Genomic DNA, 21,182 nt, shown 5'->3' with positions numbered 1-21,182 from the left:
TTCGGAACTAATAGTTTATTTTTGTCGCATAAAGAATGAAGATATGAACATTACTATTACACATCGCCATCATCATTACTCGATCGAATAACTCGGTGGGCAGGATGATATTGTGTATATATATGATAGAATACGAGGCTTACCGATAAGGTGGGCCTTTTTTATTTTCCGGATATTGAATTTAAATTGTAAATTAAGATATTGTAATTATGTTAAGAATCGCAGTACAAGCCAAGGGGCGCCTTTTTGAAGAAACTATGGCCCTTCTTGAAGAATCAGACATCAAACTGAGCACAACTAAACGTACTTTACTCGTACAGTCGTCCAATTTTCCAATTGAGGTGCTTTTCCTCCGTGATGACGATATTCCACAATCTGTGGCTACGGGAGTTGCTGATCTTGGTATAGTGGGAGAAAATGAATTCGTAGAAAAACAAGAAGACGCAGAAATTATTAAGCGTCTTGGATTCAGCAAATGTCGTTTATCTCTGGCTATGCCCAAAGATATTGAATATCCCGGTCTAAGTTGGTTTAATGGAAAAAAAATTGCTACTTCATATCCGGGAATTCTGGATAATTTCATGAAAAGTAATGGAGTTAAAGCCGAGGTTCATGTCATTACCGGATCTGTAGAGGTTGCTCCAGGCATCGGACTGGCGGATGCCATTTTTGATATTGTCAGTTCCGGTTCTACGTTGGTCAGCAATCGTCTGAAAGAAGTGGAGGTCGTGATGAAGTCGGAAGCTCTGCTGATAGGCAATAAGAATATGAGTAAAGAGAAGAAAGAGGTATTGGACGAATTGCTTTTCCGTATGGATGCCGTGAAAACAGCCGAAGATAAAAAATATGTACTGATGAATGCACCTAAAGATAAGTTGGACGATATTATTGCCGTATTGCCGGGGATGAAGAGTCCTACCGTAATGCCGTTGGCACAGGAAGGTTGGTGCTCTGTGCATACAGTACTTGATGAAAAACGATTTTGGGAGATTATAGGTAAACTGAAAGCACTGGGAGCGGAGGGAATTTTAGTATTGCCTATTGAAAAGATGATTATTTAGGCGAGTCTGTTTGTTGAACTTTTAATTAAAAAAATAATGAAACTGATTAAATACCCCGATAGATCGCAGTGGGATGAAATTCTGAAGCGCCCCGTACTCAACACAGAAAGCCTTTTTGATACTGTACGTGATATTATTAATCGTGTAAGAGTTGGTGGAGACCGGACGGTGATGGAGTATGAAGCTATGTTTGATAAAGCCGAACTTACTTCACTGGGCGTTACACTCGAAGAGATTGAAGAAGCAGAAAAAGAGGTTCCTATAGAATTGAAAGCTGCCATTTATCTGGCTAAACGTAATATTGAAGCTTTCCATGCTGCACAGCGTTTTGAGGGGAAAAAGGTAGATACTATGGAAGGGGTTACTTGTTGGCAGAAGGCAGTAGCCATTGAAAAGGTCGGCTTATATATTCCCGGAGGAACGGCCCCTTTATTCTCTACCGTGCTTATGCTTGCAATTCCTGCCAAGATTGCCGGCTGCAAAGAGATTGTACTTTGCACACCACCTGACAAAAATGGGAAAGTGCACCCGGCAATCCTTTTTGCTGCCCATCTGGCCGGAGTCAGCAAAATATTTAAGGCGGGTGGAGTACAGGCCATTGCTTCCATGGCATACGGAACAGAGAGTATTCCTAAGGTTTATAAGATATTTGGTCCGGGAAACCAGTATGTTACAGCAGCCAAACAACTTGTTAGCTTGAGGGATGTAGCCATTGATATGCCGGCCGGACCTTCAGAAGTAGAAGTGCTGGCTGACGAATCTGCTAATCCAGTGTTTGTTGCCGCTGATCTTCTGTCTCAGGCGGAACATGGAGTGGATAGCCAGGCTGTGTTGATTACTACGTCTGAAAAATTGCAAACGGAAGTCGTATACGAAGTTGAGCGACAGTTGGGCTATCTAACCCGTCGCGATATTGCCGAAAAATCTTTGGCCAACAGTAAGTTGATATTGGTGAAGGATATGGAGGAAGCTTTGGAACTTACCAATGCTTACGCTCCTGAACACCTGATTATTGAGACGAAGGACTATATGGAAGTAGCCGGACAGATAGTCAATGCCGGTTCGGTCTTTTTGGGTGCCTTCTCTCCCGAAAGCGCAGGTGATTATGCTTCGGGAACTAACCATACTTTACCTACCAACGGCTATGCTAAAGCCTATAGCGGAGTGAGTCTGGACAGTTTCATCCGTAAGATCACTTTTCAAGAGATACTTCCCAATGGAATGTCGGCTATTGGCCCGGCTATTGAGGTGATGGCTGCCAATGAACACCTGGATGCGCACAAAAATGCGGTAACTGTTAGATTGGAGGAGATAAGAAAATGAAAACATTGCAAGAATTAACCCGTCCGAATATTTGGAGACTAAAACCCTATTCTTCGGCCCGTGATGAATATAGTGGGGCATCAGCATCTGTTTTTCTGGATGCTAACGAAAATCCGTATAACCTGCCGCACAATCGCTATCCGGATCCGATGCAACGGGATCTGAAGTTGGAATTGTCCAAGATAAAAAAAGTAACTCCTGCCCATATCTTTCTGGGAAATGGCAGTGATGAGGCTATTGATTTGGTGTTTCGTGCTTTCTGTGAGCCGGGCAGAGACAATGTGGTTGCTATCGATCCTACGTACGGCATGTATCAGGTTTGTGCCGATGTCAATGATGTGGAATACCGCAAAGTGCTGCTTCACGATGATTTTCAGTTTTCTGCCGATGAGTTGTTGGCAGTTGCGGATGAACGGACTAAGATGATTTTCCTTTGTTCACCCAATAATCCGACGGGAAATGATCTGCTTCGGTCTGAGATAATAAAGGTGATCAATGATTTCGAAGGATTGGTCATTCTGGACGAGGCTTATAATGATTTTTCCGATGAACCCTCATTTTTGTCAGAGTTGGGTAAGTATCCGAATCTGATTATCTTGCAGACTTTCTCAAAAGCGTTTGGTTGTGCGGCTATTCGTTTGGGTATGGCTTTTGCCTCCGAGGGGATTATCGGTGTTTTGAGTAAAATCAAGTATCCGTATAATGTGAATCAGTTGACTCAGCAACAAGCTATAGAAATGCTTCACAAATACTACGAGATAGAACGCTGGGTAAAAATATTGAAGGAGGAGAGGGGATATCTGGAAGAAGCTTTCGTTGAGTTGCCTTGCGTATTACAGGTATTTCCATCGAATGCCAATTTTTTTCTGGCACGTGTGACCGATGCCGTGAAGATTTATAATTATCTGGTGGGAGAGGGTATTATTGTACGTAATCGAAATTCCATATCATTGTGTGGCAACTGCCTTCGTGTGACTGTAGGTACACGGACGGAGAATGCCAAACTGATTGGAGCACTGAAAAAATATCAATAGGAAAAATGAAAAAGAAAGTACTGTTTATAGACCGTGATGGCACGCTTGTCATTGAGCCGCCTGTCGACTATCAGCTCGATTCACTGGAGAAGCTTGAATTCTATCCTAAAGTTTTCCGCAACTTGGGCTTTATTCGCAGTAAACTTGATTTTGAATTTGTCATGGTGACCAATCAGGATGGTTTGGGCACCTCTTCTTTCCTAGAAGAAACTTTTTGGCCGGCGCACAACCTGATGTTGAAAACTCTGGCCGGAGAAGGCATTACGTTCGATGATATCCTGATAGATCGCAGTATGCCCGAAGATTGTGCTCCTACGAGGAAGCCGCGTACAGGAATGTTGACTAAGTATATTTCCAATCCGGAATATGATCTGGAGGGCAGCTTTGTCATTGGAGATCGTCCGACAGATGTAGAATTGGCTAAAAATATAGGTTGCCGTGCCATTTACCTTCAGGAATCCATTGATTTGCTGAAAGAAAAGGGACTGGAAACTTATTGTGCTCTTGCCACTACTGATTGGGATCGGGTGGCTGAGTTCCTTTTTGCAGGAGAGCGGAAAGCAGAAATACGCAGGACAACGAAAGAAACCGATATCCTGGTAGCCCTCAATCTGGATGGTAAGGGTACTTGTGACATTTCTACCGGGTTAGGTTTCTTTGACCATATGCTTGAGCAGATTGGTAAACATTCCGGTATGGATTTAACGATCCGGGTGAAGGGGGACCTCGAGGTAGACGAACATCATACCATCGAAGATACGGCTATCGCATTGGGTGAGTGTATCTATCAGGCGCTGGGTAGTAAAAGAGGAATTGAACGTTACGGTTATGCTTTGCCCATGGATGATTGCCTTTGCCGGGTATGCCTGGATTTCGGAGGACGTCCGTGGTTGGTATGGGATGCCGAGTTTAAGCGTGAAAAGATAGGAGAGATGCCTACCGAGATGTTTTTACACTTTTTTAAGTCTCTGAGTGATGCAGCCAAGATGAACCTCAATATTAAGGCTGAGGGGCAGAATGAGCATCACAAGATAGAGGGAATATTCAAAGCGCTGGCCCGTGCGTTGAAGATGGCGTTGAAGAGGGATATCTATCATTTCGAATTGCCGTCCAGTAAAGGAGTTTTGTGACAATTAACTTTTTACCTTATAAATTTATCCCTCCAACTATAATTCGACAAACGTTTATTATAGGTTGGAGGGATAATCTGTAAATCACCTAAAAAGTTTTTATAGCCCTTTCTATTTGAATATTTATAAAAGTGATTTCTATTTCTCTTTTACAAAAGAGCCGGGATATGTACATACGTTCAGTTTTGCCGTATTTCCTTTTTCCCGAAGCCAAGTATCGAATTCACGTTTACCTTCTTTCAATACGATGATACGACTGCCTGGTGTTTTATCTCCGTAAGTGTTTTTTCCGCCCGAAGCTCGTCCATATCCTAAAGCGATGTTATAGAGAGTAGCGATGTAATCGTTTACGTGGTCGTGTCCGGCAAAAACACCCATAACATCACCGCATTCCAGCATATTGGCAAACATACCGCTGTTTATATTGGGACTGCATTCTTTTTCGTTACGGTCTCCGTAACGTTTGGTTTCGAACGATTCCCATGCTTGGGTGTACTCCGGTAGCGGAATATGGAGGAAGGTCAATGCAGGTAATGGTTGTCCCTCATTCCGTTCTGTGTACTTCCGGCTTTCGCGGGAGTACCAGTCTATTTGGGATCGTCCGATCCAGTCATATCCTTTTACAGCTTTTATCTTCGAATAAGCATTTGTGTCCAGGCAATAAAGCAATGCGGCTGTTTTATTTCCGTCTTTCGAACTGTAAATAGGGAGAATATGGTTACCTTCTCCTTTTATTCCTTCTGCCACTTGTTTCATCATACAATACGGTTGTTCTCGGATGATACGAATGATTTCATTACGCTTTACGGCATATTCGTCATCATGATTTCCCAATACGGCTGTCCAGGGGATCCGGCGGGCCGACAGTTCGGCAGATATGGCTTCCCAAGCTTGCCGGACTTCATCCATAGTAGTATTGTCTCCTGTAAATATCACGAGGTCAGGCTTTTCAGAATCAAGTACTTCTTTGATCATATCTCCCACTATTCGGTCTTTCTCCTGATCATGTCCCAAGTGCATATCGGTAAATTGCGCTATCTTAAATTCACCATTGGAATTAAAGCTGATTTTTTCGGGAGCTTGCTGCGCTTGGATAAAGAAGCCGGATAGCAATAATACGCTGCTTAAAATAATCTTTTTCATTATAAATATGGATTAAGAGTATATATTTTATTCTATGATTTTTTTTGCCACCAGGTAGCTTGGTTTATTTTGTCATTTCCTGCACCGAATTGGCGTGTAATAGCCGTTTCTACGTTAGTACCGTTGTTATCATATTCTCCTTGCGGATACATCCATCGTTTGGGGATTTCTGTTCCGGCTGGGCGACGGAAGTCCGGATAGCCGGTACGTAGTTGTTCGTAAAAGGAATCCCAGTTGCCTTGGTAGAATGTAACCAGGTATTTCTGCATGATAATGCGTTCTATCTGCTCTTCAGTACCGGATGCTTGGGTGAAGTCGACCAATGGTTCTTTCAGATATTGGGCCACTGCGTTCTCGTTCAGATAGTCGGCATAATCTTTTGCATGGGTTTCATAGAAAGAGAACGAGGCGCGGATACCTTTCTCGTAATACGTTTGTGCATTGCCACTGATCCATCCCCGTACAACAGCTTCAGCAAGAATTTGTTGTAATTCGGCATACCCCATCAGCATGGTGGGCTCTACAATCGGATCTGTACGGAAACGGTCGTTAATGGGAGATATGGTACCCTCACTAACTTTGATAATCGCATCGCTATAAGGAGCCGCAGGGTCTCCTCCTTCGTAAGAACTGAAGTCGTCGATAGGTTTTCCTTCAGTCTTTCCTTTGTTGGTCTGTGTGCTGAAGATGAACAGGCGTGGGTCCCGACGTTCGCGCATACGTTGGATAAATGTATCATCCATATAATAGCCGGACCATTGGGCATTGAATTGAGGATATCGGTTGCCCTGCTGATCCAGGTAAACCAACTGTCCATTGTCTGCCAGGCTATTCATCAACGGGCTGTTTGTCGCAATGTTTTTAAATTCAGAAGCGATGTTTATATTCCCGACTGTTGTATGATTGGAGAGGGTCATCAGAACTTTCAGACGAAAAGAGTTGATCAGTTTCCTCCACTGGGTGCTATTTCCGTTATAGATGATGTCTCCGTCAATGACAGATGCGTCATTTGCCAGTATTTCGTCTGCTTCTCTCAATTCTTGGAGGATCCCTGCAAAAACATCCTCTTGTGCATCATATTCGGGAGTGTATATTTCTTCTTTTTCTCCTTTCAAGGCCTGACTGTAGGGGATGTCTCCGAAACGGAGAGTCAGTTCATAGAAGTAGTAGGCGCGGAAGAATTTAGTGAGTGCCGTATACACCGGAGCATTTACACGTTCTGCCTCTTCACCCATCTTTTGTACATTGCGGAGATTGTCATAGTAGCCAAAACTTCCGCGGGTCCATTTGTAATATTGATCTGCACTCTCTCCGTCGGCTTGAATTACTTTTTTGGTAGCATACATTCCGTCAGTCCCTCTTTTAAAAGCATTCATGCAGATTTGGGTCAGCAGGAGTTTGGGGTGGGTCTGAGTGGCATTGTCCGGGTCAATGTTCATCTCTTCCAGGTTTCCACAGGAAACGCACATCCATACAGATACGATGAGTAATATTATCTTTTTCATTTTATAATTTCTTATTAGTTTCTTATTCGTTTAGAATTTTATGTTGACACCCATGCCGATATAGCGTGCGGTTGGATCGTTGGCACCTCCGTCGTTGCTGTCTCCGGTGTAGTCCGGATCGACAAAGGGGACTTTTTTCCAGACAGCTAGGTTGTTGCCAAAAACTGTAGCTGTAAGTCCTTTCACGGGGCTTTGTTTTGGAAGTAGTTTGGTGAAGTTGTAAGTCAGTGCCACTCGGCGGAGCTTAATGTAGCTACGGTCGAATACATTGGCAAATTTGGCATTTTCTTTCGAAGATACATAAGCTTGATAAGGATAGTTCTGGCACCATTGTTGCCAATCGACCGCTGTCGTGTTACGTTTGTAGGTGCGTGTGTCAGAGATTACATTACCGTCAATGTCACGTTTCAACTCTCCTCCGGTTACGACTACCCCATTGGGTACATATATCGGGTGTCCGACGGCATATTGTGCGTCCCTGTACTCCACTGATTCCGGATGCTTTCCTCCCCACCACAACTTTTCGCTTAATACAGAATAGATTACTCCTTTATAAGCGCCGTCCAGATCGACAGACAGTGTGAAGTCTTTGTAGCGGAAAGTATTTTGCATACCCATTCGGAAGTTCGGATCCAGATGTCCCAGATATTGTTTATATGCGTCTTTAGTAGGCATACCGTTTTCATCCAGGATCAATTCTCCATCAGCACTTTTCTGCCATTGTGAACCGTAAAATGCATCGGCACGGTCACCCACTTTCAGGTCACCGAACTTTTTCTGTCCGCCATATATTTCCGTCAGTTTTTTTACACTCTTACTCCAGTTCAAGGAGAAATCCCATTGAAAATCTTTATTTTTGATAGCCTGTACATTGGCCATGATTTCCCATCCGTTGGTGGTATATTGGTTACCGTTCACTTTACGGCTGGTGAAACCCGATGCATTCGAAATATTCAGGTCGATAATCTGGTTCTCATCGATCGTATGATAATAAGTCAGGTCGAAAGACAACCGGTTACGGAAGAATGCTGTTGACAATCCGGCTTCCCAGGATGTCGTTTTCTGGGGTTTAATGTAATAGTTGACCAGAGAAGAAGGGTAGGAAATAGATGGATTCGAACCGTAATTGGAATCTTTTGTATAAGTGGACATGATCTGGTAGGGAGACAGGTCGGTAGAGACAACCGCCCATGAACCATACATTTTGAGATAGTCCATAAATGTTGGCAATTTGATGTATTCGGATACCATAGTACTCAGTGCGACAGAAGGATAGAAGTAAGAGTTGCTGCCTTTTGCCAGAGTAGATGACCAGTCATTACGTCCGGTCAACGTCAGATAAGCATATTTGTAAAGATCAAGGTTGATTGATCCATAAATACTGCGGATTGATTTTTCATTTCGGTTGGCATCGGTAATGGAAGGACCTTGTGTGTTTTTGATGCTGTATACGAATGGAACAATCAAACCGTCGGTAGACTGGTATTCCTGACGGTAATTACGGTAGAATACCGAAGTTCCGGCATTCAGGGTGAAGAGGATATCCGGAGTCAGATCTTGAGTGTAGGTAGCCAGTACATCAGCGTCTACATTAGTTTGACGGTCATTCCATACTTTGTAGTCACCTTCCCGGGAGTCACCGTAGTTCATGTAAGTTTTGGGTACTTTCATTTCCTGAAGAATTGTTTTCTGGCGTAAGGCGGCACGTCCCTGTATGTTCAGATTGGGGAGGATTTGATAATTCAGGCGGAGTTGTCCGTTCACCACATCCCGACTTTCGGATTGCTGGAGTTCTTCGGCTGCAAAGTAAGGATTATTATACCATGCATAATTGTAACTTGCCTGACGATACCCTTCCTGCCCGGGAACGTATTTATGTTTTTGGAGTTCTTTACCGTTCACATCGTCTCCCATCCATACAACGATGGTGTACATGTGGTTTTTAGGTCCGTATCCGTAGCGCGGATAACTCGGGGCAACTATTTTGTTGTAGGCCAGATTGGCATCCAATTGCAAGTTTTTAGCCAGATCAAAGGTAGAGTTGAAGTTGATACCTCCACTGTGCATTTCAGTAGAAGGCACCTGTCCCTTCTGGTAAGCATATTGTCCGGTGACGAAGTAGCGTGCTTTCTCTCCTTTATAAGCTATCGAGATATTGTTGTTGGTTACCAGTCCGGTTTGCAGAAAGTCTTTCAGGTTGTCATGGGATACCCAGTCGATAGGTACACGTTCATAGCGCGATTTGTCATCATACTGAGTACCTTTTACATCTCCCCACCAGGGAATTTCTTTTCCAGTCACTTTATCCCGGATCGGGCTGTTCCACTGAGCTACTTTGGTTCCTACATTTAATTTGGGTCCCCAAGTCATGTCACCATCCGAAATGCCACCGTCGGCACCGTCCCAGAATTCATATTTACCATTTGATCCGCTACCGTACTGATGTTGTGTCTCGGGAAGCACTGCAAAGCCGGCTGTGATCATGTTGTTGGTAGAGAAGTTGATTTCCAACCCTTCTTTTTTAGCTGTTTTACTGGTGATCAGGATAGCACCGTTTTTCCCGCGTGAGCCATATAAGGCTGAGGCTGCCGTACCTTTTAGTACATTGACACTTTCAATATTCTCACTTGAGATATCGAAAAAGTCGGTTTCTACCGGAACTCCGTCCAGTACAACCAATGGTGCGTTGCCGCGAAGTTTGAAACTCGGTGCCTGAAAAATACCGGTAGGGTTGGCTACCAGCAGTCCGGCTACTTGTCCCGAAAGAGCTGAGCCCACATTCAGGCTGGGAGTGGCATTCAACACTTCACTGTTGATTTGTTGGGTTGTGTAACCGATCTTCTTCTTTTGCTGCTTGATACCGATTGCAGTGACCACTACCTCATCGATGGCCTGAATATCGTCAGACAGTTCGACATTGATTACAGTGTTGTTACCTACCTCTTTCTCTACTGTGCTGTAACCAACGAAAGAGAATAGTAGTGTTGCGCCTTTGGGAACTTCGATGCTGTAGCGACCGTCTATATCGGTGACAGTTCCGTTTGATGAGTTTTTCACCATAATAGTGGCACCGATTACTGCCCCTATTTTGTCTGTGACTGTACCTGTTACTTTGACCGATTGTGCGAATACAAGTGATGTGCACAATAACATACTACAGAGTAGCAGGAGAAATTTACTGTTCATAAGTACTAATCATTGAGTGTTTAGTCATGGCGAGTGCTTGGGCAAAAGTTTTCTTTTGCCCAAGACTTGCCATTAATATTAATTTACCTATTGAAAAAAAAGAATTTTAGATTTCTGTCAGTTTTACATTTTGAAATACGGAGAGAAGGTCGGTTGCATTTTTGCGATTTATCTGTAAAGCGTCTTCAAATGATTCGCTTTCGGAATCATAGGCGGAAATAGCTACTTTCAGTACATTTGTGAATTCTGCAGCTACTTGCTCTCTGGTCATTTTATTGCTTTTGAGCTCTTTATTCAGCTGTTTCTCGATGGAGCGTACTGCGTTGTAGATGGTGGGTTTGCGAATTACGGTACGGCGGGTAGGGTCTCCGGGAACCACTTCTTCCCTGACTACATAGATCTTCATGAATTGGTTATAGAGATAGCCGGCTTCTTGCCCGAATTTGTAGTTACCCGCATTAGTCAGCGCATCGGCAGAAGGTTGTTTGATGGCGGAGTAGAACTCCCATGTTTTTTTGACGACAGAATTGACTTCTGTTTTGTTCTTATTGTCGGATTTATCATCGTCCGGCAATGAATTGGCTGCATTTAAGGCAATACTGGATGCCAATAAAACAAATGCTAAAATAAAATGTCTTTTCATAACTTTACCTCTTTTTAATATGACGCTGCAAAGATCGCAGTGTTATGTTAAAAAGAGGTATCGTCTCTGTTACAATTCGGCTATTTCTTTCAGCCATGCAGCCGAACTGGCATCACTTGGCATGCGCCAGTCCCCTCTGGGGCTGATGGATATACTTCCTACTTTCGGTCCGTCCGGCAGGCAAGAGCGTTTAAACTGCTGGTTGAAGAAGCGGCGGAAGAAAGTTTGCAGCCATTTTTTGATTGTTTCATCATCATAAACTCCACTAAATGCAGTTTGTGCCAGGAAGTAGATTTTTGACGGGCGGAAGCCGAACCGTAAGAAATAATATAGGAAGAAGTCGTGTAGTTCGTAAGGACCAACGAGATCTTCCGTTTTTTGTTTGATTTCTCCGTTCTCGTCTGCCGGTATCAGTTCCGGACTGATAGGAGTGTCCACAATATCCAGCAGAGTTGCTTTGGATGCTTCATCCATACCGTTTTCGGCTACCCACTGTACTAAGTGTTTCACCAGTGTCTTGGGAATACCTGCGTTGACACCATACATCGACATATGATCTCCGTTGTACGTTGCCCATCCCAATGCGAGTTCCGACAGGTCTCCGGTTCCGATTACCATACCCCATGTTTGGTTGGCTATATCCATTAAGATTTGGGTACGTTCGCGTGCCTGTGAATTCTCGTATGTTACATCGTGTATATTGAGATCGTGTCCGATATCTTTAAAGTGTTGGATACATGCTTCCCTGATACTGATTTCCCGTATTGAAACTCCCAAGGAATTCATCAGGTCGATGGCATTGTGATAAGTACGGTCGGTTGTTCCGAATCCTGGCATGGTTATACCCAGAATATCTTTGCGAGATAATCCCAATTTATCAAAAGTCTTGACGCATACCAATAAGGCGAGTGTTGAGTCAAGCCCTCCGGAAATACCTATTACGGCTGTTTTGGCTCCGGTATGTAGCAGGCGTTGTGCCAGTCCGGCTATTTGAATCGAGAAGATCTCCTCACAGCGGCTGTTGAGTTCGGTTCCTTGCGGAACAAAAGGATGTGGATTGAATGTACGGGTCAGGTTCAGATCTTTGTTGTTGACAAACTCTGTAGAGATCCTGACAGCCTCTTTACCCGGACAATTAGCCTTATTGGCAGCAAAAGTTGTATTGACACGACGTTCCGCACGGATACATTCCACATCAATTTCATTGATAACCAACTGTTCCTCCATGCAAAAACGTTCACTCCGTGCCAGTAGATATCCGTTTTCATAAATAAGCCCGTTTCCGGCAAAAATAACATCCGTTGTCGATTCACCGAAGCCACTGGACGAAAAAACATAACCGGAAATGCAGCGTGCAGATTGCTGGCTGATTAGAGAGCAAAGATAATTGTGTTTACCAATACCTTCATCATCGGCGGAAAGGTTAAATATGATTTCCGCCCCTTGTAGCGCGAGTGAGGAACTGGGAGGAACAGTAGCCCAAAGGTCTTCACATATTTCTATGCCGAAAGTCGTTTCCGCTGTTTCAAACAACAGATTGTTACCCATCGGAACAGTTTGTCCGCAAAGCCGTATACTGTTTTCCGAAACTTGTAGGGCAGATGTAAACCAACGTTGCTCATAGAACTCTTTATAATTAGGCAGGTAGGTTTTGGGCACTACCCCCAGTATTTTACCTTTTTGTATGACCACTGCGGCATTAATTACTGTGGAGTTTACCACTATCGGCATGCCCAGTATAGAAATGATGTCCAGTTGGCGGGTACTGTTTAGAATCTGTATCAAAGCCATTTCTGCTTGTTCAAGCAAAAGTTGCTGGGCGAACAAGTCTCCACAAGTATATCCGGTAATGCACATTTCGGGGAAAGTGAGAATCTGTACTCCTTTACCTTCGGCTATGGTAATAAGACTCTCCAATCTTTCAGAGTTAAATTTGCAATCTGCTACTTTTACGCGGGGAACGGCCGCCGCAACTTTTACGAATCCGTAGTTCATTTTCTATTAGAGTTTATCATTTCTTGTTGCAAAAGTAGACATTTTAATCGAATCTTTGTATTTTTGTCAAAATTGAATTGATACATTATATTATTAAATCGCGCAAAAACATGAAGAAGATGCTTATGGCTGCCGGAGTGGCTGCCGTGATGACTGCTTGCGGCACAGCCGGACAGAAAGTAGCCACCGATGCCGGAAACCCTTTACTGACAGAGTATTCAACTCCTTTCGGTGTTCCACCGTTCGACCTGATTAAAGTAGAGCATTACAAAGAAGCTTTCCTGAAAGGAATGGAAGAACAGAAAAAAGAAATCGATGCCATTGTTAATCAACGTTCAGTTCCTGATTTCTATAATACCATCGCTGCATTCGATCAGAGCGGAGAGTTATTAAATAGGGTGAGTACTGTGTTTAGTGGTTTGAACAGTTGTAATACGAACGACGAAATGCAGGCCTTTAATAAAGAGATCACTCCGTTGCTTTCGGCACATCGGGATGATATTAGTTTGAATCCGACTCTTTTTGCCCGTGTGAAAGAAGTTTATGAACGTCGGGAGAAATTGGGACTGGATAAGGAACAGAATAAATTATTGGAAGAAACTTACAAGAAATTTGTTCGTGGAGGTGCCAATTTGGATTCTGTGGATCAGGCAAAGTTGCGTCAACTCAACAGTGAGATTTCGATGTTGCAGTTGACTTTTGGGCAGAACCTGCTGAAAGAAACCAACGCTTTTGAGTTGGTGATAGATAAGAAGGAAGATCTGGCCGGATTACCCGAAGGTCTTGTAGCGTCCGCAGCCGAAGCGGCTAAAGGGGCAGGTATGCAAGAAAAGTGGCTTTTTACTTTGCACAATCCGAGCGTAATGCCCTTCCTGCAATATGCCGATAATCGCGAGTTGCGTGAGAAAATCTTTAAAGGATACATCAATCGTGGCAATAATGGCAATGAGACCGATAATAATGAAATCGTGAAGAAATTGGTTGCTCTGCGTTTGGAGAAAGCTAAATTGATGGGATATGCCGATTATGCTTCTTACGTTTTGGAAGACCGTATGGCGAAGAACGAAGAAAATGTATATCGTTTGCTGAACCAGATCTGGACTCCGGCTGTTGCAAAAGCAAAGGAAGAGCTGGCCGACATTCAGGCTGAAATAAAGAAGGAGGGCGGTAACTTTACTCCTGAGGGATGGGACTGGCGCTATTATTTTGAGAAAGCTAAGAAAGCAAAGTTCAGTTTAGACGAAAATGAAGTGCGTCCTTATCTTGAATTAAATAATGTGCGTGAAGGTGCCTTCTATGTAGCCAACAGGCTTTACGGCATTACTTTCACCGAAATCAAAGATATTCCGAAACCGCATGAAGAAGCACAGGCTTTTGAGTGCAAAGATAAAGACGGAACCCATCTTGGCGTATTGTATATGGATTTTTTCCCTCGTAATAGTAAGCGGGGAGGCGCATGGTGCGGAACCTATCGTTCTCAAACCTATCGTGACGGTAAACGTCTGGCGCCGGTAGTTACGATTGTGTGTAACTTTACTAAGCCTTCTTCAGGACAGCCTGCTCTGCTTAGTGCTGATGAAGCCGGCACTTTATTCCATGAGTTTGGTCATGCGCTGCACAACCTGTTTAAAGATGTACACTTTCATGCCGTATCCGGTGTGCCGCGTGATTTTGTGGAATTACCTTCTCAGGTTATGGAGCATTGGGTATTCGAACCGGAGGTGCTGAAAATATATGCCAAACATTATCGGACCGGTGAAGTGATTCCTGCTGCATTGATTGAGAAACTTGATAAGAGTGGAAAGTATGGTCAGGGGTTTGCTACAACCGAATATCTTGCCGCTTCTCTGCTTGATATGGATTATCATGTACTGAAAGAGATTCCCCGGAATATGGATGTCACTGAATTTGAGGCTGCCGTGCTGAAAGAGCGTGGCTTGTTGAGTCAAATACCTCCTCGTTATCGCACTACATACTTCAATCACATCATGAACAGCGGCTATACGGCTGGTTATTACAGTTATATTTGGGCTGAAGTGTTAGATAGCGATGCTTTTGAAGCATATAAGGAAACCGGTGATCTGTTTAATCAGGAAGTGGCTTCCCGTTTCCGTCGTTATATTCTCACTCCTGGAGGCATTGACGATGCGATGGATATGTATAAGAACTTTCGGGGTAAAGAACCCGGCATAGCACCTTTGTTGCGTAACAGGGGACTGTAGGTAGGCTCGTATAGGGCTTTTACGGTGTGGTGCTGAGTAAGAGGTTATCTCCCTTTTTGACTTTTGCTAAAAATAAACGCAGAAAATATAAAAAATACAAATATTAATTGTTATATTTGCAGCAGTTTATTGAAATAAACACAAAATACCAACAATTATTAACTATTAAAAGAATTAAAGATGAAAGAGTACATTGATGTTTTAAAGAAGTGGAAAGATTTCGACGGTAGAGCCAGAAGACGTGAATACTGGATGTTTGTTTTGTTCATGGCTATTTTTGCTATTGTCGCAAGTATTATTGATGCTATTTTGGGTACGATTTGCGTATTTGTAGGTATTTATTATTTGGCTATGCTTCTGCCTATGATTGCTGTCAGTATACGTCGTATGCATGATATCGGCAAAAGCGGATGGTGGCTATTTATCACTTTCGTGCCGGTGATTGGTAGTCTTTGGTATCTTTTCCTGACTATTCAGGACGGACAGCCGGGTAGCAATCAATATGGTGAAAACCCTAAAGGAATTTAATACGTACATATTATAGTCATAAAAAACGGCATACAAAAGCAATTTTGTATGCCGTTTTTCTGTTTAATCAAAAAAAAAATCGTATTTTGTTTGCGAAAATAAAAGAACTCTTTATCTTTGCATCAGATTTAAAATTGTAATGAATACAATTTGGGAAAGGAGGAAGAAAATGGAATCATACAACCGATTATTAGAGCACAACATCAAACCGTCCATGCAGCGAATTGCTATCATGAACTATTTGATGGAACATAAGACACATCCATCGGCTGATGAAATATATACGGAGTTATCTCCCTCTATGCCAACACTTTCAAAGACTACAGTCTATAATACCTTGAGGCTGTTTTCTGAACAGGGGGCGGCACAAATGCTTACTATTGACGAGCGGAACACGAATTTTGATGCGGACACTTCACAACATGCTCATTTTCTGTGCAAGCGTTGCGGGCGTATTTATGATTTGAAATATCAGGTTGAAATGAAACAAGTGGAAGGCCTTCAAATGGATGGACATGAAGTAAGCGAAGTGCACTACTATTATAAAGGTGTTTGTAAGAAATGTTTAAATGATATACGTATTGACTAATTAATTAAAAATTAAGACGAAATGAAAAAGTTTAGATGTACTGTCTGCGGTTATGTTTATGAAGGTGACGCAGCGCCAGAGAAATGTCCTTTGTGTAAAGCTCCTGCAAGCAAATTCGTAGAAGTTGTTGAAGAAGAAGGTGGTGCACTCACTTTTGTTGACGAACACGTAATTGGTGTAGCTAAAGGTTGTGACGAAGAAATGATTAAAGACCTGAACAATCACTTCATGGGCGAATGTACTGAAGTTGGTATGTATTTGGCTATGAGCCGTCAGGCCGATCGAGAAGGCTATCCTGAAGTAGCTGAGGCTTTCAAACGTTATGCTTGGGAAGAAGCAGAACATGCTTCTAAGTTTGCTGAACTGTTGGGCGATTGCGTATGGGATACTAAAACAAACCTTGAAAAGAGAATGAATGCTGAAGCCGGTGCTTGCGAAGATAAAAAACGTATCGCTACACGTGCTAAAGCTTTGAATCTGGATGCTATCCACGATACCGTACACGAGATGTGTAAAGATGAAGCTCGTCACGGTAAAGGTTTCGAAGGACTTTATAACCGCTATTTCGGTAAGAAATAATCTACATAAATGATTTATAGAGAAAGGCTTGTGCCCGGTTTGGGATACAGGCCTTTTTTGTTAAATTTTCTTTTGAAATAAAGATGTTGACTGATGATTCTTTTATATTTGTGCTTTACTTAAAAAGATACATGATTATGAAAAAGTTACAGTTTTTAGTGTGTTTCCTGCTTTTGTCGGTGGCAACCTATGCTGCCGACCGGACGATTCAGTTGCCCAAGCCCGACATGAATCGTACCGGACTGCTGATGAAGGCGTTATCCGAACGCCATTCTACTCGTGAATATGCTTCGAAGGCTTTGAGTAATGCCGATTTATCCGATTTACTTTGGGCCGCCAATGGTATTAATCGGTCATCTGAAGGCAAACGTACAGCTCCGTCAGCCATGAATCGTCAGGATATCGACATATATGTGGTGCTTCCGCAAGGAACTTACCTGTATGATGCTAAAGGGCATAAGCTAAATTTGATTTCTGAGGGAGATCATCGTTCTGCGGTTGCCGGCGGTCAGGCCTTTGTCAACAATGCGCCGGTATCGTTGGTGCTGGTCAGTGATCTGTCTAAGCTGGGTGATGCGAAGAGTAATCATGTTCAATTGATGGGAGCTATGGATGCAGGGATTGTTTCGCAAAACATCTCGTTGTTCTGTTCGGCTGCACGTTTGGCCACAGTCCCGCGTGCATCGATGGATCTGGCACGGCTCAAAATTGCTTTGAAATTAAAGGATACTCAAATGCCGATGATGAATCATCCGGTTGGATATTTTAAATAATGTGTTTTTGACAGATGTTTTGCCAATCTCGTTAACAGTGTTAATTTATCAGGAGATACTTTATTTTCTTAGTGCCAAAAGGCTTGTTCTTTGCTATCAAATAACTAATGTTTTGCAGTTAAAAGACTAACTTTAACACTGTGTTAATTCCAGGCTTTTAATAGCAAAATATAAAAGAAACAAACTGTTGAATATTAGATGGTTGGGTAGACACATCAGATAAGTAGGGCTTTTATGTCCTGATCTTAGGTGTAGGGAATAATTGTTTCCTTGATAACTCGATATTCGTTTTTGGGGAAGATAGTAAAGACGGCAGTATATAAAAAAGGCATGGTTTTCTCAACGGAACCATGCCTTTTTTATTATTGAATTTATTCAGTCCTATTTCTGTTTCAACAAGAACTCGTCAATTGCTTTTTTATAAGTGGCTTTATCTGCTGCTCCACGGAACAATTGAGGTTCGCCTTCCATGGGGATAAATACAAAGAGGGGAATACTTGTTGCATTGAATAGTGCAGCCAGTTCCTTTTCTTTATCCACGTTCACCTTATATATTACGATTTTTCCGTCATATTCTTTAGCAAGCGCTTTCATAATCGGGGCTGTCATGCGGCAGGGACCACACCAATCTGCATACAGGTCGATAATGGCAGGTTTATCACCTTTATATTTCCACTCTTTTGAATTCTGGTAATCAAAGACATCGTTGATAAACATCTCTTTATTCATCACGATAACCTCACCGCTCTTTGCCTCTTTTTTGTTTTGATCTGCTTTGGCTCCATCGTTTACAGCAAACATAATGGTGCTGATCATGGCCAAAGCTACTAATGATAATACTTTCTTCATTCTTTGTTTTTATGTGTATTGTTCAATAACTCCTTTCAGTTCGCTGGCTTGAATCATACCGGAATGGCGCCAGACAGCTGCTCCCTCTTTGAAAAGGATAAAAGTCGGCACAGCCTGAATTCTGTATTTTACAGCTAGCTCTTCGTGTGTGTCCACATCGATTTTTACAATACGGGCTTTCTCGCCTACCTGCTGTTTCAGATCTTCAAGAATCGGCTTCATTGCTTTGCAAGGTCCACACCATTCTGCAAAAAAATCTACTAAAACGGGACTTTGTGACTGTATTAAATCTTCGAATTTTTCCATAATTTTTTCCTTTCTTTTGATAAATATAGAGCCCTCGTTTACAGGGGGCAAATATAGTTATTTGTTTTATTATAATAACAGAGAAGTCCCGATTTTGTTCATCATATAGTAACCTTGCATTCATCCTCCTGTAATCCGGAAACGGGATCTTTGCGTAACGAAAAAAACAAAAGTTATGCATTTACGGACGTATTATCCCACAGTAGTTCTCTCGGATATTCATCTGGGAACTCAACACTCCAAGACAGAGGAAGTCACTCACTTCCTGAAATCAATAAATTGTGATCGCTTAATCCTGAATGGTGATATCATTGACGGATGGCATTTGCAGAAAAGTGGTTTGGGTAAATGGAAAGCTAAACATACGGATTTCTTCAAAGTAATAATGAAGATGATGGAGAATTTCGGGACACAAGTGATTTATGTTCGTGGTAATCATGATGATTTTCTGGATAATCTGGCACCTCTGAATTTTTATAATATCCGGATTGTGAAAGACTGTATCTACGAAAGCCACGGCAGACGTTATTATGTGACGCATGGAGATATTTTTGATACGGTGACTACTCAAATGAAATGGCTGGCTAAGTTGGGCGACACAGGATATACTTTTCTGTTATGGCTGAATAAGGTATACAATGTCCGCAGAATGAAGCAGGGAAAACCTTATTATTCCCTTTCCCAGTCCATTAAGAATAGGGTAAAGACCGCCGTTTCTTATATTTCTGATTTTGAAAAAGAGCTTGTTGGCCTGGCAAGGGCTAAAAAGTGTGATGGCGTGATATGCGGTCATATTCACCATCCTGCCAATACTTTTTATGAAGATATCCATTATCTGAATTCAGGCGACTGGGTAGAAACACTTTCGGCTCTTACTGAAGATGAAGATGGTAACTGGACTATCCGCTATTTTGATAGTGGATTACTGAAGGAAGATAATCATAAGGAAAAACAAACTATATCCATAACAATAGCATCATGAAATTTCTGTTTATTGTGCAAGGAGAGGGGAGAGGGCATTTCACTCAGGCCATTACCCTTGAAGACATATTATTACGTAACGGGCACCAGGTAGTGGAAGTTCTTGTCGGTAAAAGTTCGTCACGCACCTTGCCCGGCTTTTTCAACCGGAGTATCCAGGCACCGGTAAGGCGTTTCACCAGTCCGAATTTTTTGCCTACAGCCGAAAATAAACGGGCTGATCTGAAAAAGAGTTTTGCATACAATCTGATACATGTACCGGAATATTTTCGCAGTATGTGTTATATCAATCAGCGCATTAAGGAAACAGGGGCGGAAGTTGTGATCAACTTCTACGAACTTCTGACCGGACTTACCTACGCACTCTTCCGTCCCTCTGTTCCTTATGTTTGCATCGGACACCAATATCTGTTTTTGCACAACCACTTTGAGTTTCCTCGAAAAAGTGTGATTCAACTCTCCATGTTGCGCTTTTTTACACGGATGACGAGTCTGCGCGCCAGCAGGCGGTTGGCGCTCTCTTTTCGTAAAATGGAATCGGACCGGACTGAAGGGATAACCGTTGTTCCTCCTCTGCTTCGCAGGGAAGTGACCGCTACTCAGCCGGAACAGGGTAACTACATCCACGGATATATGGTTAACTCAGGTTTTGCAGATAGTGTAGAGACTTTCCATGCCTTGCATCCTGAAATTCCTATGCACTTTTTCTGGGATAAACAGGATGCTGACGAGGTGACCAAAGTGGATGCTACACTGAGTTTTCATCAGATTGATGATGTGAAATTCCTTAATAGAATGGCCGGTTGCAGAGCATATGCCAGTACGGCCGGTTTTGAGTCTATTTGTGAGGCGATGTATCTGGGCAAACCTGTACTGATGGTTCCTGCTCATATTGAGCAGGATTGCAATGCTTATGACGCCTGCCAGGCCGGTGCCGGAATTATTGGCGAATCTTTCGATTTGGAGTCGTTGCTTCGTTTTGCCGGAACGTATGTTCCCAACCGGGAATTTATTCGTTGGGTTCGTAGCAGCGAACGTCAGATTATTGGAGAACTTGAACGACTTGCTGATCAGCACTCGGCTGTCACTGTACCTACATTAACTAATTATTTTCCGATATGAAATTGAATAAGACTGATTATATGCTTGAGCGCACATCCGATGGCGGTTATTATGCTTGGCTTACTGTGAATATGCAGTGTAATGCGTATGGGGATTCACCCGAAGAAGCGGTAATAAACCTGGAACAGACCATGGAAGACCTAATTGAAGAAATGTATTTGGTAGAAGATTTTATATAGAACAAGAGTTTGTATGAGGTTTTAGCATGTCAGA

19 protein-coding genes are annotated in these 21,182 nt (G+C 42.7%); 12 read left to right on the top strand and 7 right to left on the bottom strand.

What is annotated here, in order from left to right; genetic code table 11:
* The first annotated feature begins 209 nt into the window (after positions 1–209).
* Genes hisG through hisB form a run of 4 tightly spaced genes read left to right on the top strand, consistent with a single transcriptional unit; the run spans position 210 to position 4,548 of the window.
* Complete coding sequence (gene hisG, locus FDF36_RS05440; protein WP_005807457.1) at positions 210–1,061, top strand: ATP phosphoribosyltransferase; 852 nt, start codon at positions 210–212, stop codon at positions 1,059–1,061.
* 36 nt (positions 1,062–1,097) lie between these two features.
* Positions 1,098–2,384, top strand: a complete 1,287-nt coding sequence (gene hisD, locus FDF36_RS05435; protein ID WP_220390637.1) for a histidinol dehydrogenase — start codon at positions 1,098–1,100, stop codon at positions 2,382–2,384.
* A complete protein-coding gene (hisC, locus tag FDF36_RS05430) occupies positions 2,381–3,418 on the top strand; it encodes a histidinol-phosphate transaminase (protein ID WP_220390636.1) in 1,038 nt (345 codons plus the stop codon). Before hisD ends, hisC begins: the two co-directional genes overlap by 4 nt.
* A gap of 5 nt (positions 3,419–3,423) precedes the next feature.
* Positions 3,424–4,548 carry a bifunctional histidinol-phosphatase/imidazoleglycerol-phosphate dehydratase HisB gene (gene hisB / locus FDF36_RS05425; RefSeq protein ID WP_220390635.1) on the top strand — a complete coding sequence of 375 codons (1,125 nt, stop codon included), beginning with the start codon at positions 3,424–3,426 and terminating at the stop codon, positions 4,546–4,548.
* Between the two features lie 138 nt (positions 4,549–4,686).
* Here hisB and FDF36_RS05420 read toward each other — a convergent pair whose 3' ends face one another.
* The 5 genes from FDF36_RS05420 to FDF36_RS05400 form a co-directional block, all read right to left on the bottom strand.
* Positions 4,687–5,691, bottom strand: coding sequence for a metallophosphoesterase family protein (locus FDF36_RS05420; RefSeq protein ID WP_220390634.1), 1,005 nt, complete (start codon positions 5,689–5,691; stop codon positions 4,687–4,689).
* Between the two features lie 32 nt (positions 5,692–5,723).
* Positions 5,724–7,196 carry a SusD/RagB family nutrient-binding outer membrane lipoprotein gene (locus FDF36_RS05415; RefSeq protein WP_220390633.1) on the bottom strand — a complete coding sequence of 491 codons (1,473 nt, stop codon included), beginning with the start codon at positions 7,194–7,196 and terminating at the stop codon, positions 5,724–5,726.
* Positions 7,197–7,226: 30 nt separating this feature from the next.
* Positions 7,227–10,382, bottom strand: a complete 3,156-nt coding sequence (locus FDF36_RS05410; RefSeq protein ID WP_220390632.1) for a SusC/RagA family TonB-linked outer membrane protein — start codon at positions 10,380–10,382, stop codon at positions 7,227–7,229.
* Between the two features lie 106 nt (positions 10,383–10,488).
* On the bottom strand, positions 10,489–11,025 hold the full coding sequence (locus FDF36_RS05405) for a hypothetical protein (protein WP_220390631.1): 537 nt from the start codon (positions 11,023–11,025) through the stop codon (positions 10,489–10,491).
* 69 nt (positions 11,026–11,094) lie between these two features.
* Positions 11,095–13,020: an NAD(+) synthase gene (locus FDF36_RS05400; protein WP_220390630.1), complete on the bottom strand. Its 1,926-nt coding sequence runs from the start codon at positions 13,018–13,020 to the stop codon at positions 11,095–11,097.
* Positions 13,021–13,130: 110 nt separating this feature from the next.
* Here FDF36_RS05400 and FDF36_RS05395 point away from each other — a divergent pair, with 110 nt between their 5' ends.
* The 5 genes from FDF36_RS05395 to FDF36_RS05375 all read left to right on the top strand — a co-directional run bounded on the left by FDF36_RS05395 (position 13,131) and on the right by FDF36_RS05375 (position 17,711).
* On the top strand, positions 13,131–15,242 hold the full coding sequence (locus FDF36_RS05395) for a M3 family metallopeptidase (RefSeq protein WP_220390629.1): 2,112 nt from the start codon (positions 13,131–13,133) through the stop codon (positions 15,240–15,242).
* A gap of 180 nt (positions 15,243–15,422) precedes the next feature.
* Positions 15,423–15,770, top strand: a complete 348-nt coding sequence (locus FDF36_RS05390; RefSeq protein WP_005789114.1) for a DUF805 domain-containing protein — start codon at positions 15,423–15,425, stop codon at positions 15,768–15,770.
* A gap of 169 nt (positions 15,771–15,939) precedes the next feature.
* Positions 15,940–16,359: a Fur family transcriptional regulator gene (locus tag FDF36_RS05385; RefSeq protein ID WP_220390628.1), complete on the top strand. Its 420-nt coding sequence runs from the start codon at positions 15,940–15,942 to the stop codon at positions 16,357–16,359.
* A gap of 21 nt (positions 16,360–16,380) precedes the next feature.
* Positions 16,381–16,938, top strand: coding sequence for an NADH peroxidase (locus FDF36_RS05380; RefSeq protein ID WP_005780311.1), 558 nt, complete (start codon positions 16,381–16,383; stop codon positions 16,936–16,938).
* A 137-nt stretch (positions 16,939–17,075) separates the two neighbouring features.
* On the top strand, positions 17,076–17,711 hold the full coding sequence (locus FDF36_RS05375; protein ID WP_220390627.1) for a SagB/ThcOx family dehydrogenase: 636 nt from the start codon (positions 17,076–17,078) through the stop codon (positions 17,709–17,711).
* Between the two features lie 381 nt (positions 17,712–18,092).
* Here the strand turns inward: FDF36_RS05375 and FDF36_RS05370 are convergent, their stop codons facing one another.
* The gene (locus tag FDF36_RS05370) at positions 18,093–18,560 is read right to left on the bottom strand and encodes a thioredoxin family protein (RefSeq protein WP_220390626.1); all 468 of its coding nucleotides are present in this window, start codon (positions 18,558–18,560) and stop codon (positions 18,093–18,095) included.
* 9 nt (positions 18,561–18,569) lie between these two features.
* A complete protein-coding gene (gene trxA / locus FDF36_RS05365) occupies positions 18,570–18,866 on the bottom strand; it encodes a thioredoxin (protein WP_220390625.1) in 297 nt (98 codons plus the stop codon).
* A gap of 175 nt (positions 18,867–19,041) precedes the next feature.
* On the opposite strand from trxA, the gene FDF36_RS05360 reads away from it, so the two are divergent.
* The 3 genes from FDF36_RS05360 to FDF36_RS05350 are packed head-to-tail and all read left to right on the top strand — an operon-like array spanning position 19,042 to position 21,148.
* Complete coding sequence (locus FDF36_RS05360; RefSeq protein WP_220390624.1) at positions 19,042–19,848, top strand: UDP-2,3-diacylglucosamine diphosphatase; 807 nt, start codon at positions 19,042–19,044, stop codon at positions 19,846–19,848.
* Positions 19,845–20,969: a glycosyltransferase family protein gene (locus FDF36_RS05355; protein ID WP_220390623.1), complete on the top strand. Its 1,125-nt coding sequence runs from the start codon at positions 19,845–19,847 to the stop codon at positions 20,967–20,969. Before FDF36_RS05360 ends, FDF36_RS05355 begins: the two co-directional genes overlap by 4 nt.
* Positions 20,966–21,148 carry a type II toxin-antitoxin system HicB family antitoxin gene (locus tag FDF36_RS05350; RefSeq protein WP_220390622.1) on the top strand — a complete coding sequence of 61 codons (183 nt, stop codon included), beginning with the start codon at positions 20,966–20,968 and terminating at the stop codon, positions 21,146–21,148. The genes FDF36_RS05355 and FDF36_RS05350 overlap by 4 nt, the downstream gene beginning before the upstream one ends.
* Positions 21,149–21,182 lie beyond the last annotated feature (34 nt).

Source organism: Bacteroides fragilis (genome assembly GCF_019583405.1).
GTDB lineage: Bacteria > Bacteroidota > Bacteroidia > Bacteroidales > Bacteroidaceae > Bacteroides > Bacteroides fragilis_B.
This window is presented reverse-complemented; position numbering and strand designations above follow the sequence as displayed.